Raw genomic sequence first — 15,400 nt, forward strand, 5'->3', positions numbered from 1 at the left:
GGCGGTCAGGCGATGGCGGACTTGCAGGCGTCCACGAACTGGCTGGCGGCCTGCGCCGGGGTGGCCCGGCCGTACTGGGCGTTCTCCGCGGCCTTGATCAGCTCGGCGCGGACCTTGCTGTGCCCCTTGATCGGCACCTGCGGGGACTCGCCGAACTTCTGCGCCAGCTCGGTCTCGACCGCAATCGACTGCTTCATGGCCGGGTCGGTGGCGCCCTCGCTGACGACGGTGCGCAGGTCGAGGTTGGACGGCAGGCCGCGGTCGGTGCCCAGCAGCTTCACCGCCTCCGGGTCGTTGACCATGAAGTTGATGACGTCGACCGCGACGTCCTTGTGCTTGCTGCCCCGGAACACCGACCAGTACATCGAGGCCCGCGCCCACTGCGCGCTCGGGTCACCGGGGTAGGCCACCACGCCCAGTTCGTCCTTGGTGTTCTTCTTGATCTCCGGCATCTGGTTGGCCCAGACCCAGGAGGTCGCCGCCTTGCCGGTCGCCACGAGCTGCTTGGTGATGTCGGTGGAGTTGCCCTCGTGGATGACGTCGGCGGTCGGGGTGGCCTTGCGGTCGCGGGCGCCCTTCCACAGCTCGAACCAGCGGGTCAGGTCGTCGGCGGTGAAGCCCAGCTCCTTGCCGTTGTAGAGGTCCTTGCCCTGCTGGCGCAGCCAGACCCAGAACGCCTTGTAGTCGGCGCTCGGGTCCTGGGTGCCGGGGACCTTCGTCGTCCTGGCCACCTGCTCGGCCCAGGCGATGTGCTCCTCCCAGCTCATGCCGGTGGTCGGCTCCGGCAGCCCGTGCCTGGTCAGCAGCGTCTTGTTGTAGACCAGGCCCTGGGTGTTCTCGCCGGCGGCGAGACCGGCCAGCTTGCCGTCGACCACGCCGTACTGCCAGAGGCTCTTGGGGAACTTGGCGGTGTCGAGCTTGCCGGAGCTCTGGTGGGAGGTCAGGTCCAGGGTGGTGTTGCGGGCCGCGTACTCGGCGAGGAAGTTGTCGTCGATCTGGAACAGGTCCGGCGGGTTCCCGCCGGCGGTCAGCGTGGCCAGCTTGTCGAAGTAGCCCTGGTTGGCCTGCCAGGTCTTCTCGAACGTCACGTTCGGGTGCTTACGGGTGTAGAGGGCAAGCACGTCCTCGGTCAGCTTGGCGCGGGCGTCGCCGCCCCACCAGAAGATGGCGAGCTTGACCGGGGCGTTGGGGTCGGCCGCTTCGTCGTCGCCGCAGGCCGCGGCCCCGAACATCAGGGGTGCGGCCAGGGCCACGGCGAGCACGCCGCGCACGAGCCGGCGGCGGGACAGCGGGGTACGGTGAGTGCGCCCGACGGGCGCGTCGGCGGTGGTGGGCGTGGCGGGGTGCATGTGCGCTCACTCCTTGGCGTAGGAGGCGACGACGTCACCGGCGGCCGTGGTCGGGTCGCCCGGGCCCGCAAGGCGTTGCGGGCCCGGGCCTTGCGCCGCGGCGCCGGCACGGTGTCGACCGGAGCGGGGTCCCGGTCCGGTCGAGTCGCGGATGACCAGGTCGGTCTGGAGCATTACCTGTGCGGTGGTACGACGGACGCCGGCTGCCGTGGCCACGCCGACGCGCCGCGCGCCGCGCGGCGGGTCGGCGTCCTGTTGCAACAGCATGTCGACGGCCGTCCGGCCGGCAGCCGCGGTGGGCGTGGCCACCGTCGTCAACTTCGGTCGGGTCAGCCGACTCAGCGCGATGTCGTCGACCCCGACGACGCTCACCTCCTGCGGCACCCCGACCCCGAGCATGTCCAGCCCCTCGATGAGGCCGATCGCCATCAGGTCGTTGTAGGCGAGCACCGCCGACACGCCGCTGCGCCGGACCTGCTCGGCGAGGGCGAGGCCACCGGTCTCGGTGGGCGGGTTGGGGCCGAGCACGGTCAGCTCCGCGCCGCCGGCGCGGGCGGCCACCCCGGCGGCCCGGCGCATCTCCCGGTTGGTCCACGAGCCGCGGGGCCCGCCGAGCAGCGCGATCCGGGTGTGGCCGAGCCCGATCAGGTGCTCGATCGCCGCCCGGGCGCCCTGCCCCACGTCCATCAGCACGCAGGGCAGGCCGGCCACCTGACGGTTCACCACGACCAGCGGCACCTCGCGGCTGAGCTGTTCGATCAGGCTGTTGCTCATCCGCGGGCTGCACAGCAGCACCCCGTCGACCTGCTTGGCCAGGGCGTGGACCAGTTCCTCCTCGACGCTCGGGTCCTCGTTGGTGTCGGCCACGAACACGTGGTAGTCGCGATGGCGCGCCTGGCTCTCCGCCGCCTTGATCAGCGGCGGGAAGAACGGGTTGGCGATGTCCGCGATGATCAGGCCGATGTTGTGCGTACGCCCGGTGATCAGCGCCCGGGCCGCCCGGTTCGGCCGGTAGCCGAGGTCCTCGGCGCAGGCCAGCACCCGGACCCGGGTCTCCGGGTTGACCAGGTGCGGCGCCGAGAACGTGCGGGACACCGTGGAGATGTGCACCCCGGAGGCCCGGGCGACGTCCCGGATGGTGACTGGCACGGCGGCGAACCCCTCTGTCCGTTGTGGCTCTGGTCACATGGGTGCCGCCAATTAATGCAAACGGTTGCTCCACTGTCAACGGCCCGTTGTTGCGGTGCTGTTGCAACCGTGCGCCCACCGTGATCCTCAATCCGCATCAATCGGGTCACAGTCGACCGATTACCTGGGAGCCGTTGACGATCTCGCATCGACCGTGGTTATTTCACTGCAAAGGTTTGCAGTCGACGCGGGAGGGTGACCGATGGCGACGGACCCCGACGGACGGACCCGGTACGCGATCGTCGGCACCGGGGCGCGGGCCGAGATGTTCGTCCGGGCCCTGGTCGTCGAGCACGCCGACCGCGCCGCGCTGGTGGCCTTCGCCGACGTCACCCAGGCCCGGATGGACGCGCACAACCGCTGGCTGGCGGGGCTCGGTCACCCGCCGGTGCCGACCTACCGGGCCGAGGACTTCACCGCCATGCTCACCAAGGAGCGCGTCGACACGGTCCTGGTGACCAGTGTGGACGTCACCCACGACGCGTACGTGGTGGCGGCGTTGCGGGCCGGGCGGGACGTGATCACCGAGAAGCCGATGACCGTCGACGCGCCCCGCTGCCGGCGGATCCTCGACGCGGTGGCGCAGACCGGGCGGCGCGTCACGGTCGCCTTCAACTACCGGTACAGCCCGCTGCACGAACAGGTCCGCCGCCTGCTGGCCGAGGGGGCCGTCGGTGAGATCGGCTCGGTGCACTTCGAGTGGCTGCTCGACGTACGGCACGGCGCCGACTACTTCCGCCGCTGGCACCGGGACAAGGCCACCTCCGGCGGGCTGCTGGTGCACAAGGCCGGGCACCACTTCGACCTGGTCAACTGGTGGCTGGCGGCCCGGCCGGTGCAGGTGTACGCCGCCGGGCGGCTCTTCTTCTACGGCGAGGGCGGGCGGCGGCACGGCTACGCCCGCGACTACGACCGGGCGCACGGCTCCCCCGCCGCCGCCGACGACCCGTTCGCGCTGCACCTCGCGGCGCATCCCCGGCTGCGGGAGCTCTACCTCGACGCCGAGGCCGAGGACGGCTACCAGCGCGACCGCAACGTCTTCGCTCCCGGAGTGACCATCGAGGACGACCTGGCGGTGCTGGCCCGCTACTCCAGTGGCGCCACGATGACCTACCACCTCACCGCGTACGCCCCCTGGGAGGGTTACCGGGTGATGGTCAACGGCAGTCGGGGCCGGTTGGAGCTGGAGGTCGCCGAGAGCACGTACGTCAGCCCGTCGGCTGCCGGCGCGCTCAAGGGCGCCGCGCTGCACGGCGCCGAGGCCATCGCCGAGGCCGGCGGCACCACCCTGACCCTGCGGCCGTTCTGGGCGCCGCCGCGGCGGATCCCGGTCGACGGGCAGACCCGGGAGGGACACGGCGGCGCCGACGCGCGGATGACCCGGGTGCTCTTCGGCGGCGGGCCCGACCCGCTGGACCGGGCCGCCGACGCCGAGGACGGCGCCCTGGCCCTGCTCACCGGCCTGGCGGCCAACCGGTCCCTGGAGACCGGCCAACCGGTCCGGGTCGCCGACCTGCTCACCCTCCCCTGACCGCGACAGGAGCCACCCGTGCCGACCCCGCCCCGTTCCGACCTGCTCCTGCCCGCGGAGCCGGGCCAGCGCGCGCTGGCCCGGGAGCTCTACGCGCTGGCCGCGGAACAACCGATCATCTCGCCGCACGGGCACGTCGACCCCGCGCTGCTGGCCGAGGACCGGCCCTTCCCCGATCCCGCGCAGCTGCTCATCGTGCCCGACCACTACCTGACCCGGATGCTGCTCAGCCAGGGCGTCCCGCCGGGCGACCTGGGCGTGCCGAGCCGCGACGGCAGCCCGGTGGAGACCGACGGGCGGAGGATCTGGCGCCGCTTCGCCGCGCACTGGCACCTGTTCCGTGGCACCCCGTCCCGGCTCTGGCTGGAACAGACCTTCCGCACCGTGTTCGGGGTGCCGACTCCACTCTCGCCGGCCACCGCCGACGACGTCTACGACGAGCTGGCCGCACGGCTGGCCGAGCCGGCGTTCCGACCCCGGGCGCTGTTCGAGCGGTTCGGCATCGAGGTGCTGGCCACCACCGAGTCGCCGCTGGACGACCTCGGCCAGCACGCCAAGCTCGCCGCGGACGGCTGGGGCGGACCGGGCGGGCGGGTGGTCACCACCTTCCGCCCGGACGACGTGGTGGACATGGAGTTCGACGGCTGGTCGGGCAACGTGGACCGGCTCGGCGAGCTGACCGGCGAGGACACCGGCACGTACGCCGGCTACCTGGCCGCGCTGCGGGCCCGCCGGGCGGCGTTCGTCGCGGCCGGCGCGACCTGCTCCGACCACGGGCATCCCACCGCCCGCACCCTGGCCCTGGAACCCGCCGAGGCGGCGGCGCTCTACGACCGGGGCCGGCGCGGCCTCGCCGACGCGGGCGACGCGGAGGCGTTCCGGGCGCACATGCTGCTGGAGTTCGCCGCGATGTCGATCGACGACGGGCTGATCCTGCAGCTGCACCCCGGCGCGGTGCGCAACCACAACCGGTGGCTGCACACCCGGCACGGACGCGACGTCGGCGGTGACGTGCCGCAGGCCACCGAGTACGTGCACGCGCTGGCCCCGCTGCTGCAGCGGCACGGCAACGACCCGCGGCTGCGGGTGGTGCTCTACACGCTGGACGAGTACACCTTCACCCGCGAGCTGGCCCCGCTCGCCGGCGGCTACGCGGCGCTCTACCTCGGCGCGCCCTGGTGGTTCCTCGACTCCCCCGAGGTGCTGCGCCGGTTCCGGGAGGCGGTCACCGAGTCCGCCGGCTTCTACAACACCGCCGGGTTCGTCGACGACACCCGGGCGTTCTGCTCGATCCCCGTCCGGCACGACGTGGCCCGCCGGGTGGACGCCGGCTTCCTGGCCCGGCTGGTCGCCGAGCACCGGCTGCCCGAGGACGAAGCGGCCGAGACCATCGTCGACCTGGCCTACCGGCTGCCGAAGCGGGTCTTCAAATTTGGTGAGGCACGGTGAGCGCGAGGAGTGCAGCGAAGCGGAGCCCGGCAGTCGCGAACGCCCGCTGCTCATGCCGCTGCTGGCCAAGGGAAAGGACAACAGCATGAGCGTCACCATCACCGCGGTCGACGTGCACGACGTGCGGTTCCCCACCGCCGCCAGCGGCGACGGCTCGGACGCGATCAACCGCGGCGACTACTCGGCCAGCTACGTCGAGCTGGGCACCGATGCCGGCGCGGCCGGGGCCGGCTTCACCTTCACCAACGGTCGCGGCAACGAGCTGACCTGCGCCGCCGTCCGGGCGCTCGCGCACCACGTGGTGGGGCGCACGGTCGAGGAAATCTCCGCCGCGCCGGTGGCGTTCTGGCGCTCGCTCGTCGCTGATCCGCAGCTGCGCTGGCTCGGGCCGGAGAAGGGCGTCATCCACATGGCGACCGGCGCGCTGGTCAACGCGGTGTGGGACCTGCGTGCCCGGCTCGCCGGCAAGCCGATGTGGCGCTTCCTCGCCGAACTGCCCACCGACGAGTTGGTGGCCAGCGTCGACTTCACGCACATCAGCGACGCGCTCACCCCCGACGACGCGGCGGCCATCCTCGACAAGGGACTGCTCGGCCGGGACGACCGGCTCGCCGAGCTGGAGCAGGACGGCTTCCCCTCCTACACCACGTCGGTCGGCTGGCTCGGCTATCCGGACGACAAGGTCCGCTCGCTGACCCGGGCGGCGTACGCGGCGGGTTGGCGGGCGATGAAGATGAAGGTCGGCGGGCCGCTCGCCGACGACCTGCGTCGGGCCCGGATCATCCGGGCCGAGATCGGCCCGGACGCGCTGCTGATGATGGACGCCAACCAGGTGTGGGACGTCGACGAGGCGATCACCGCGATGACCGCGCTGGCCGAGGTCGACCCGTACTGGATCGAGGAGCCGACGCACGCCGACGACATCCTGGGCCATGCCCGGATCGCCCGGGCCGTCGCCGAGCTGACCGATGGCCGGTGCCGGGTGGCCACCGGCGAGGTCGCCGCGAACCGGGTCATCTTCAAGCAGTTGCTGCAGGCCGAGGCGATCGGCGTGATGCAGGTCGACGCGTGCCGGGTCGGCGGGGTCAACGAGGTGCTCGCGGAGCTGCTGCTGGCGGCGAAGTTCGGGGTGCCGGTCTGCCCGCACGCCGGCGGCGTCGGCCTCTGCGAGTACGTCCAGCACCTGGCGATCTTCGACTTCCTCCGGGTCGGCGCCAGCCTGGACGGCCGGATGATCGAGTACGTGGACCACCTGCACGAGCACTTCGTCGACCCGGTGCGAACGCGACACGGCCGCTACCTGCTCCCCGACCGCCCCGGCTACAGCGCCACCATGCGGCCGGAGTCGATCGCCCGATTCCGCTTTCCGGACGGTCCGGCATGGCGGTGAGCGTCGGCGCCGCCCGACTCGGGCTGGCTGCGCTGCGCCGGCTGCCGGCCGAGGCCCGGCCGCTGGTACGCCCCGGCGCCGTGCAGGCCGGCGTCGTCCACCTCGGACTCGGCGCGTTCCACCGGGCCCACCAGGCGGTCTACACCGAGGCCGCGATCGGCGCGGCGGGTGGCGACTGGGCGATCGTGGCCGTCGCGCCCCGCAACCCGGCGATGGTCGAGGCGCTCGCCGCGCAGGACCACCTCTTCAGCGTCACCACCCTCTCCGGCGGCGGCACCGGCACCCGGGTGGTCGGCGCGCTCGCCGGGGTGCGGCACGCGCCCAGCGCCCCGGACGCGGTGCTGGCGCTGCTGGCCGACCCGGCGATCCGGGTGGTCACGCTGACCGTGACGGAGAAGGCGTACCAGCTCGACCCGGCCACCGGGCGGCTGCGCCCGGATCGGGCGCTCGCCGCGGACCTGGCCGGCGACCGCCCGCCGACGACCGTGCCGGGGCTGCTGCTGCGCGGGCTGGCCGCCCGGGCCGCCGCCGACGCCGGGCCGGTGGCGCTGGTCAGCTGCGACAACCTGCCGGCCAACGGCGTACGGCTGCGCGGCCTGGTCGAGCAGGCGGTGCGCCAGGCCACCGGGGTGCCGGGCGCCCTGCCGGAGTGGATCGCCGGCAACGTCACCTTCCCCGGCACCATGGTCGACCGGATCGTGCCGGCCAGCACGGCCGAGACGCTGGCGCAGGCCCGCCGGGCGCTCGGGGTGAGCGACCTCGCGGCGGTGGCCGCCGAGCCGTACGCCCACTGGGTGATCGAGGACGACTTTCCCGGTGGCCGGCCGGCCTGGGACCGCGCCGGGGCGGTGCTGACCGCCGACGCCGGCGCGTGGGAGCGGCTCAAGCTGCGCACCCTCAACGGCGTGCACTCGGCCGCCGCCTACCTCGGCGCGCTGGCCGGTCGGGAGACCATCGCCGAGGCGTTGGAGATCCCGCACCTGGCCGGGGTGCTGCGCCGGCTGATCGCCGAGGACGTCGCGGCCAGCTTCACTCCGCCGGACGGGGTGCGGGTGGTCGACTACGGCGAGGAGGTGCTGGCCCGGTTCGGCAACCCGGCGATCCGGTACCGCACCCTCCAGGTGGCGTCGGACGGCTCGCAGAAGTTGCCGCAACGCGTCCTGCACACCATCGCCGACCTGCGCGCCGCCGGCCGCCCGGCGCGTTGGGCCGCGCTGGTGGTCGCCGGTTGGCTGCGGTTCCTGCTCGGCTACACCGACGACGGCCGGCCGCTGCCGCTGGAGGATCCCCTCGGTGACCGGATCCGCGCCGCGCTGGCGGCCGGCCGGCAGACCCCGGCCAGGGCGGTGGACGCGGTCTTCGCGCTCCGCGAGATCGTGCCGGCCGACGTGGCGGAGGACGACGAGGTCCGGACGGACGTGACCGCCTGGCTCACCGCCCTGGAGCGGCACGGCGTAGCGGCCACCCTGGCCGGTGCGGCGTGAGCCCGCCGGGGGCGCCCCGGGTGGCGCTGGTCGGGGCGAACGGGCACGGGCGCTGGCACCGGCGGGTGCTGGCCCCGCTGCACGCGGCCGGACGGCTGCGGTTGGCCGCGCTGGTCGACCCACGGCCGGTCGAGCAGGACCCGCAGGCGCCGGTGCCGCCGGAGACCGTCGTGCTCACCGACCACCGGGAGATGCTCGCCGCCGTACGGCCGGACGTGGTGATCGTCTGCTCCCCGCCGCACACCCACCTGCCGGTGGCGCTGGACGCCCTCGCCGCCGGCGCCGACCTGCTGCTGGAGAAGCCGCCGGTGCTCTGCGCCGCCGAGCACGACGAGTTGACCGGCGCCCTGGCCGCCACCGGGCGCGTCTGCCAGGTGGGCTTCCAGGCGCTCGGCTCGGCGGCGCTGGGCGAGCTGACCGCCGCGGTCACCGCCGGCCGGCTCGGCCGGATCACCGGCATCGCCACGGTCGCCGCCTGGCACCGCCCGGACGCCTACTACGCCCGCTCGCCCTGGGCCGGACGACGGACGCTGGACGGCCGGCCGGTGCTGGACGGCGCGCTGGCCAACCCCCTCGCGCACGCGGTGATGCAGTGTCTGGCCGTCGCCGAGGCGGTGGTCGGGGCGCCGGTCCAGCCGACCGGCGTCGAGGTCGAGCGCTACCGGGTCCGCCCGATCGAGGTGGACGACACGGCGGTGCTGCGGATCCGGCCCCGGCACGGTCCACCGATCCTGGCCGCGGTCACCCTGGCCGGCGAGGAGCTCGTGCCGGGCGAGGTGGTGGTCACCGGAACCGCCGGGCGGGCAATCCTGGAGTATCCGACCGACCGGCTGCGGCTGCCCGGCGACGCCGCGCCGCGCGTCGTGCCGGGACGGCGGGGGCTGCTGGAGAACCTGCTCGCGCACCGGGCCGACCCGGACGGGGTCGCGTTGATCGCCCCGCTGGCCCGTACCGCGCCGTTCACGGCGGTGCTGGACGCGCTGCGCGACGCGCCGCTGCCCCGGCTGCTGGGCGGCGATCTGGTGGCGTCGGTCGGCGCCGGACCGTCGCGGGTGCTGCGCATCCACGGCGTCAACGAGGTGCTGCGCCGGGCCGCCGAACGGCACGCCCTCCCCTCGGAGCTGGGTGTGCCCTGGGCGGCGCGGCCCCACCGCACCGGTCTGTCGGGATAGGAGGCGCGCGGCGCCGGGTCGAGTCGCATCGGCGACGGGCGGGACCGCCACCATGGTGAAGATCGGCTATAAGTGACGCATGGACTTCCCGCCGTACCTGGGCACGATGCCGATGCACGCGATCACCGAGATCCACGGCGAGCCGGGCCTGCTGGAGCGCTTCCGGCTGGAGATCCAGTCCTTCGACGAGGCTGCCCGGAAGCGGTTGACCGCCGCGCTCGACCTCGCCGCCGACCTGCACCGCGACGACCGCCGGGTGCGCGAGCCGTACCTCAACCACCTGCTGCGGGTGGCGATCCGGATGATGCACCACTACGAGGTACGCGACGTGGACGTGATCGTGGCCGGGTTGCTGCACGACGCGGTCGAGGACCACCCGAGCGAGCTGGCCGGCGCGGACCCCGGCGACGACCCGACCCGCGCGGCCCTGGCCACGCTCGCCGCGCGGTTCGGCCCACGGGTCGCCGGCCTGGTCGCCGCGGTCACCAATCCGCGGTACGACCCGACGCGCGACCGCAACGAGCAGTACCGGGAACACGTGGCCGCCAGCCTCGATCGGGAGCCCTGGGCTCGGGTGATCAAGGTGTCCGACTTCACCGACAACGGGGTGGGCGTCATCCACACCGTCGGACCGAAGGTGGAGTCCTCGGCCCGGAAGTACCGCCCACTGGTGCCGGTCTACCGGGAGTTGGTCAACCGGCCGGACACTCCGCTCTCCCCGCCGGTGAAGCGGCACATCCTGGCCCAACTCGACCTGGCCGAGGAGCGCTTCAGCGCCATCCTGGACCAGCCCGCCCACCCCCACTGATCGGTTGATCGCTCCGTCGGCGCCGCCGCCACGCGGGGCGGGCGGCCCAAATCTGAGGCAGTTCGACAGTGAGGCGTGAGCCATGCCCCGAGGTTCGGCAGCGGCCGCACCGGGAGCGTCGGACCGGCTCAGTTTGGTGGGGGTTCGCGCAGCACGACCCGCAGCGGGTGCGGGGCGTCGGCGGCGACCTCGCCGAGCACGGTCAGCAGCTGGGCGTACTGGCCGGCGGGCTCGTCGGCGAGCAGTTGGCCGGCGTCGTCGACGCGCAGGGTGAGCGGCGCGGCGGCCAGCCGGTCCCGCAGCACGTCGGCGAGCGCGTCCCAGTTGTGGCCGAAGTGCGTCGGCAGGGCCAAGGCGGTGGCGAGCGAGGCGAAGAGGCCTTCGCGGGTGCGTGCGGCCGCGCCGGGCAGCGGCACCGCGTTCGGGTCGTCCGGCGCGTCGTCGCGGGCGACGGTCAGCCAGCCGGCTGTCCGGTCACCGTCCTGGTCGGGCATCGAGACCTCCTCGCCGGGCCGGGGCCGGCCGTCGTCAGGCACGGCCGACCCCGGGAGGTTACCGGTCAGAGCCGGTAGAAGTCGGTGTAGTGGTTCGGCGAGAACCAGGTCACCCCGGTGCTCTTGTTCACCACGATGCGGTAGGCGTCGCGGGCGGCGCCCTGCTGGCGCGGGTACACGTCGTACTCGTAGTAGGTGGCGTTGGTCGGCAGCTGCCCCTCGTAGTTGTAGAACCGCCCGCCGGCGAAGTTGGCCAGGCCCCCGCTCCAGCTGTACCAGCCACGGCTGGTCGGGAAGCCCTTGGCCGCCCAGCCGGAGCGGGCCGTCCGGGCGTCGGCGCAGCGGCTCATCGTGCAGGAGCTGTAGACCGCGGCGGACGCCGAGTCGGTCAGGCGCGGGGCGACCACGGACGGGCCGACCAGCGCGGCGGCGACCATCGCGACGAGCAGGACGAGGGTGGCGGTGAGCCGGCGGGTCACGCCGAGCGTCGGGCGCGGGGATGCGAGGGTGGACATGCTGCCTCCAGACCGTCGGATACATCGATCCGCGTCGTTGGCGGACCGGTCCCAGTCTCACCGCCGGCGACCGTCCGGAACAGTCCCCGCGCCCGAACTGATCCACAATGGCCGGTTAACCGCGGATGATCGGCGAGCCGTCCCCCGCCGATCGGCAGCGCCAGCAGCATCCCGAGGGCGACCCACAGGTAGGCGTTGCCACCGAGGAAGCCGAGCGGCCCGGTGGAGTTGTTGGCGAAGACCCAGACCAGACCGCTGGAGAGCAGCAGATACCCGACCACGCCGGCCCGCAGCCGACGGCGCGCGGCCCGCTCGCGCGGCGGCCAGGGCAGCGTGGCCGCGGCGAGCAGCGCCAGCCCCGGCACCAACCACACCAGGTGGTGGACCCAGGTGATCGGGCTGATCAGGCAGGCGGTGATCCCGGTCAGCGCGAACCCGGCCCGTTCGTCGCCGGCCCGACGGGCGCGCCCGGTGCGGACCAGCCAGACCGCCAGCACGGCGGCGACCAGGATCAGCCACAGCCGCCGGTCCGGGTGCTCCGGGTCGAGCCGGGCCACCAGCCCGAGCAGCGACTGGTTCGACACGTACGCCAGCTCGCCGATCCGGCCGGTGTCCCAGAGCGCCTCGGTGAAGAAGGTGCGCGACGCGCCCGGGGCCAGCGCGGCGGCGAGCGCGGTGGCGGCCATCGTGGCGCCGGTGGCCGTGGCGGCCGCCGGCCAGCGCCGGGTGACCAGCAGGTAGCCGATGAAGATCGCTGGGGTGAGCTTGATCGCCGCGGCCAGCCCGATGCCGACGCCGGCGGCCCGGTGGCCCCGCTCCAACAGCCACAGGTCCACGTAGACCAGCGCCACCAGCAGCAGGTTGACCTGCCCGAAGCTGACCGTGTCGCGGACCGGGTTGAGCCCGGCCAGCAGGCAGCCGGCCAGCGCCAGGGCGTACCACCGGCTCCAGCCCGCCCGGCGGGCCAGCGGGTCGACCAGCAGCACCAGCAGGAAACCGGTCGCCACCGCGGTGAGCAGCAGGTTCACCACGATCGTCGGATACCAGGCCAGCGCCGCCATCGGCAGCATGCTGACCGCCGCGAACGGCGGGTAGGTGAAGCCGTACCCGTTCCAGGTCGTCCAGTCGTAGAGGTCACCGCCGCGCGTCCAGTGCCCGACCGCGCCGTGGTAGACGCCGACGTCGAACCAGCCCCGGTGCCCGGGCAGCACCGCGATGAGCACCCCGAGCAGGGTCGCGATCCCGGCCACCAGCAGCACCCGCCGTCCGGTACGCGGCGACACCCGAGCCGGCCGGGTCAGCACGCCGCCTGGCGCGGGTCGTTCGGCACTCACCGGGCCACCGCCGGCGCCGGCTGCCCGGTGGCGGTGAGCAGCCGCAGCCAGCCGACCGCGAGCAGCCCGAGCAGCACCCCGGCCGCGGCGAGCGCCGCCTGCGTCGGGTCCGGTCCGAATCCGCTGGGCAGCGCCACGAACGCCAGCACCACGGCGCCCGACGCCGCGACCGCCCGGGCCCACCCGTCGGGCGCGGCCGCGGCGATGAGGACCAGACCCCAGAGCGCGTACCAGGGCCGGGTCGCCGGGCCGAGCAGCGCCACCGCCGCCAGGGCCAGCCCCACGGCGTACGCCGGACCGATCCGCCGCCGCTGCCACCAGGCGATGCCGGCGACGGCCAGCGCGGCGATCAGCCCGAGGCCGAGGAAGAGTCGCATCGGGGCGTCTCCCCACTCCAGGCCGAGCGCGCCGGCCAGCCACGTCGCGCCGCGACCGAGGGCGCTGGAGATCGACCAGCTGTGCCGGTACACCGGGGTGCCGAGCGCGCCGATCCAGCCGTACCCGATGCCGGTGGCCCAGGTGACCGCGGCCGCGGTGCCGACCGCGAAGCCGGCGGTGCGGGTCAGCGCCGCCCGGTGCCCGCCGTGCCGGGCGGCGAGCGACACCACCACCAGCAGGCCCACCACGGCCGGTGCCTTGACCAGCGCGGCGAGGGTGACCAGCACGGCGGCGGTGCCGAAGCGGCGTTCGAAGGCGAGGCTGAGCCCGGCCACCAGCAACCCCAGCATCACCGCCTCGTTGTGCGCGCCGGCGACCAGATGCAGCGGCACCAGGGGGTTGAGCACGCCGAGCCAGAGCGCGGCGGCGGGGTCGACGCCGCAGTGCCGGGCCAGCCGGGGCAGGTAGCGGAGCAGCAGCGCCACCCCGGCCAGCGCCACCAGCCGCAGCCCGAGCACGCCGAGCACCAGCTTGCCGCCGGTCAGCCCGGAGACGACAGCGGCGATGGCGAGGAAGACCGGCCCGTACGGCGCGGGCGTCTGCTGCCACATCTGCGGCACCTCGGCGGCGAGCCGACCGCCGAGCGCTGTCACGCCGTGCCGGTACACGTCGATGTCGGCGAGCACCATCGCGCCCTGCGCGAGGTAGCTGTACGCGTCCCGGCTGAACAGCGGCGGGCAGAGCAGCAGCGGCCCGGCCCAGCAGGCCAGGGTGAGCGCGGCGGAGCGCCCGTCGAGCCGTACCACCGGCGCACCGGGTGGACGGGCGGCGCGCAAATGCCGGCCCGCCCACCACCAGGCGGCGGCCAGCAGGGTCAGCCCGGCGTACCCGCAGAGCAGGCCCGGCCCGGCGAGGTGCCGCAGCGCGCTCCACCAGGCGGCGTGGCCGCCGATCGGGAGCGCGCCGGCGGCGAGGCCGGCGCCGGCCAGCAGGACGGCACCCACGCCGCCGAGCAGCCGGTACCCGACGACGGTCGGCAGTTTCCGCACCCGGGCAGGATGCCGTCCGCAGCTGACCGCCACGCGGCCGTCCGACGATCACCAAGCGACGCCACGGTGTCGCCCCAGCGCGACGTCGGCGCGGCCTCGGCCGTCGCGTCGGCGTGGCGGCGGGCAGATCGGTCACCCGTTGTTAGCGTGGGAACGCTGATCCGTGACCAGGGAGGGTGGATGACGGACGCCCCCGACCCGGCGCCGAGACCCGCGAACCGGTGGCGGCAGTGGGGCAGCCGCGGGCTGAGCACCGCCCGGGACGCGAGCCTCCAGAGCGGGCGCTGGCTGCGGCGGAACTGGCGGCGGCTGGCGGCCTCGCTGCGGGACCAGGAGCCGGTGCGCTCCGCACCCCCGCCGCCCGGCCCACTCGTCGAGCAACGCGACGCGCCGGGGCTGATCGCGGTACCCGCCCGTGGCTACGTGTACTGCTTCTACATCCGCGCCACGTTCGCCTGGTCGTCGCCGGCGGGCCTGCGCGCCGAGGTGTTGAGCTGGTACGCCCAGTACTTCATGCCGCACGCCGTCCAGCGGCTGACCCGGCTCGCCGCGGACGCCGCCCGTGACCTGCCGGCGCACCGCGCGGGCGACCTGGAGCTCGCGTTGCAGCAGGCGCTCGCCGAGGACGGCCCGTGGCCCTACGAGCGGGGGGACGTCCTCCTCACCTGTCAGCCCGACGCCACCGTGCGGCTCGATGACAAGATCTGGCCGGCGCTCCAGCCGCACGTGGAACGCCAGGTCACTCTCGAATGCCAGTACGACGAGCAGCTCCGCAAGGCCCGGTACGCCGAACAGCTGAGCCGGCGCTGGGCGAGCATCCTCGGCGAACACATCGAGGGAACGTCCCAGCCGGACGAGGCCCTGGCCGAGGCCCGCCAACAGATGCTCACCCGGCAGCGATCCGCCGCCCGCTGGATCGACGACCTGCTCGCCAACGAGACCCCCACGCCGCCCCCTGCACCGGCTCCGTCCTCCCTCGCTCACCCCATCCCGCCCCAGCCGACCAAACCCGCCAAGCCGGTCAAGTCCGCAAAGCCCGCCAAGCCCCCCAAGCCCGCGCCCGATCATTGACGGGCGGCCACGCGGCGCCGGAGCGCGAGCACGCGGTTCCCGCCGGGACTGAGACGACAAAAGGGCCGGACCCCTGGTGGGGTCCGGCCCTTCCGGTGTTCGCTTGTTGTGGGTCAGCTGGTGGAGTAGCCGCGGGTGGCGATCCAGTCCGCGAGGTGCTCGGTGCTGATCCAGTAGGAGGCCATGTT

General features: G+C 74.2%; 13 protein-coding genes and 1 pseudogene. 7 read left to right on the forward strand and 7 right to left on the reverse strand.

What is annotated here, in order from left to right:
* Positions 1 to 5 precede the first annotated feature (5 nt).
* Together AB0C04_RS26335 and AB0C04_RS26340 are read right to left on the reverse strand one after the other, a co-directional pair.
* A complete protein-coding gene (locus AB0C04_RS26335; protein ID WP_357059281.1) occupies positions 6 to 1,349 on the reverse strand; it encodes an extracellular solute-binding protein in 1,344 nt (447 codons plus the stop codon).
* Positions 1,350 to 1,355: 6 nt separating this feature from the next.
* On the reverse strand, positions 1,356 to 2,498 hold the full coding sequence (locus AB0C04_RS26340; RefSeq protein ID WP_357059285.1) for a LacI family DNA-binding transcriptional regulator: 1,143 nt from the start codon (positions 2,496 to 2,498) through the stop codon (positions 1,356 to 1,358).
* Positions 2,499 to 2,739: 241 nt separating this feature from the next.
* Between AB0C04_RS26340 and AB0C04_RS26345 the strand changes: the two genes are divergently transcribed.
* From AB0C04_RS26345 to AB0C04_RS26370, 6 genes are all read left to right on the forward strand, one after another.
* Positions 2,740 to 4,068 (forward strand): Gfo/Idh/MocA family oxidoreductase, encoded by a 1,329-nt coding sequence (locus AB0C04_RS26345; RefSeq protein WP_357059288.1) that lies wholly within the window; start codon positions 2,740 to 2,742, stop codon positions 4,066 to 4,068.
* Between the two features lie 18 nt (positions 4,069 to 4,086).
* Positions 4,087 to 5,517: a glucuronate isomerase gene (uxaC, locus tag AB0C04_RS26350; RefSeq protein WP_357059292.1), complete on the forward strand. Its 1,431-nt coding sequence runs from the start codon at positions 4,087 to 4,089 to the stop codon at positions 5,515 to 5,517.
* Between the two features lie 85 nt (positions 5,518 to 5,602).
* The gene (locus tag AB0C04_RS26355; RefSeq protein WP_357059295.1) at positions 5,603 to 6,907 is read left to right on the forward strand and encodes an enolase C-terminal domain-like protein; all 1,305 of its coding nucleotides are present in this window, start codon (positions 5,603 to 5,605) and stop codon (positions 6,905 to 6,907) included.
* A complete protein-coding gene (locus AB0C04_RS26360; RefSeq protein ID WP_357059297.1) occupies positions 6,898 to 8,391 on the forward strand; it encodes a mannitol dehydrogenase family protein in 1,494 nt (497 codons plus the stop codon). The genes AB0C04_RS26355 and AB0C04_RS26360 overlap by 10 nt, the downstream gene beginning before the upstream one ends.
* Positions 8,388 to 9,563, forward strand: a complete 1,176-nt coding sequence (locus AB0C04_RS26365; protein WP_357059300.1) for a Gfo/Idh/MocA family oxidoreductase — start codon at positions 8,388 to 8,390, stop codon at positions 9,561 to 9,563. The genes AB0C04_RS26360 and AB0C04_RS26365 overlap by 4 nt, the downstream gene beginning before the upstream one ends.
* Positions 9,564 to 9,642: 79 nt before the next feature.
* Positions 9,643 to 10,371 (forward strand): HD domain-containing protein, encoded by a 729-nt coding sequence (locus AB0C04_RS26370; RefSeq protein ID WP_357059303.1) that lies wholly within the window; start codon positions 9,643 to 9,645, stop codon positions 10,369 to 10,371.
* 128 nt (positions 10,372 to 10,499) lie between these two features.
* On the opposite strand, the gene AB0C04_RS26375 is transcribed toward AB0C04_RS26370, so the two are convergent.
* The 4 genes from AB0C04_RS26375 to mptB all read right to left on the reverse strand — a co-directional run bounded on the left by AB0C04_RS26375 (position 10,500) and on the right by mptB (position 14,141).
* A complete protein-coding gene (locus tag AB0C04_RS26375) occupies positions 10,500 to 10,865 on the reverse strand; it encodes a barstar family protein (protein WP_357059305.1) in 366 nt (121 codons plus the stop codon).
* A gap of 65 nt (positions 10,866 to 10,930) precedes the next feature.
* Positions 10,931 to 11,380: a ribonuclease domain-containing protein gene (locus AB0C04_RS26380; protein ID WP_357059307.1), complete on the reverse strand. Its 450-nt coding sequence runs from the start codon at positions 11,378 to 11,380 to the stop codon at positions 10,931 to 10,933.
* Positions 11,341 to 12,714: a glycosyltransferase 87 family protein gene (locus tag AB0C04_RS26385; protein ID WP_357059311.1), complete on the reverse strand. Its 1,374-nt coding sequence runs from the start codon at positions 12,712 to 12,714 to the stop codon at positions 11,341 to 11,343. Before AB0C04_RS26385 ends, AB0C04_RS26380 begins: the two co-directional genes overlap by 40 nt.
* Positions 12,711 to 14,141: a polyprenol phosphomannose-dependent alpha 1,6 mannosyltransferase MptB gene (gene mptB / locus AB0C04_RS26390; protein ID WP_357059313.1), complete on the reverse strand. Its 1,431-nt coding sequence runs from the start codon at positions 14,139 to 14,141 to the stop codon at positions 12,711 to 12,713. Before mptB ends, AB0C04_RS26385 begins: the two co-directional genes overlap by 4 nt.
* 180 nt (positions 14,142 to 14,321) lie before the next feature.
* Between mptB and AB0C04_RS26395 the strand changes: the two genes are divergently transcribed.
* The gene (locus AB0C04_RS26395; RefSeq protein ID WP_357059316.1) at positions 14,322 to 15,212 is read left to right on the forward strand and encodes a hypothetical protein; all 891 of its coding nucleotides are present in this window, start codon (positions 14,322 to 14,324) and stop codon (positions 15,210 to 15,212) included.
* A 113-nt stretch (positions 15,213 to 15,325) separates the two neighbouring features.
* Here the strand turns inward: AB0C04_RS26395 and AB0C04_RS26400 are convergent.
* Positions 15,326 to 15,400 (reverse strand): annotated as a pseudogene (locus tag AB0C04_RS26400) (phytochelatin synthase); the annotation flags it as partial.

This window comes from Micromonospora sp. NPDC048909 (assembly GCF_040649635.1).
In the GTDB taxonomy this organism is placed as follows: domain Bacteria; phylum Actinomycetota; class Actinomycetes; order Mycobacteriales; family Micromonosporaceae; genus Micromonospora.

What these genes read in the sequence shown, in the direction of transcription:
- AB0C04_RS26335 (WP_357059281.1), bottom strand. Translation starts at nt 1,349, where the DNA reads ATGCACCCCGCCACGCCCACCACCGCCGACGCGCCCGTCGGGCGCACT.
- AB0C04_RS26345 (WP_357059288.1), top strand. Translation starts at nt 2,740, where the DNA reads ATGGCGACGGACCCCGACGGACGGACCCGGTACGCGATCGTCGGCACC.
- AB0C04_RS26355 (WP_357059295.1), top strand. Translation starts at nt 5,603, where the DNA reads ATGAGCGTCACCATCACCGCGGTCGACGTGCACGACGTGCGGTTCCCC.
- AB0C04_RS26360 (WP_357059297.1), top strand. Translation starts at nt 6,898, where the DNA reads ATGGCGGTGAGCGTCGGCGCCGCCCGACTCGGGCTGGCTGCGCTGCGC.
- AB0C04_RS26370 (WP_357059303.1), top strand. Translation starts at nt 9,643, where the DNA reads ATGGACTTCCCGCCGTACCTGGGCACGATGCCGATGCACGCGATCACC.
- AB0C04_RS26375 (WP_357059305.1), bottom strand. Translation starts at nt 10,865, where the DNA reads ATGCCCGACCAGGACGGTGACCGGACAGCCGGCTGGCTGACCGTCGCC.
- AB0C04_RS26380 (WP_357059307.1), bottom strand. Translation starts at nt 11,380, where the DNA reads ATGTCCACCCTCGCATCCCCGCGCCCGACGCTCGGCGTGACCCGCCGG.
- AB0C04_RS26395 (WP_357059316.1), top strand. Translation starts at nt 14,322, where the DNA reads ATGACGGACGCCCCCGACCCGGCGCCGAGACCCGCGAACCGGTGGCGG.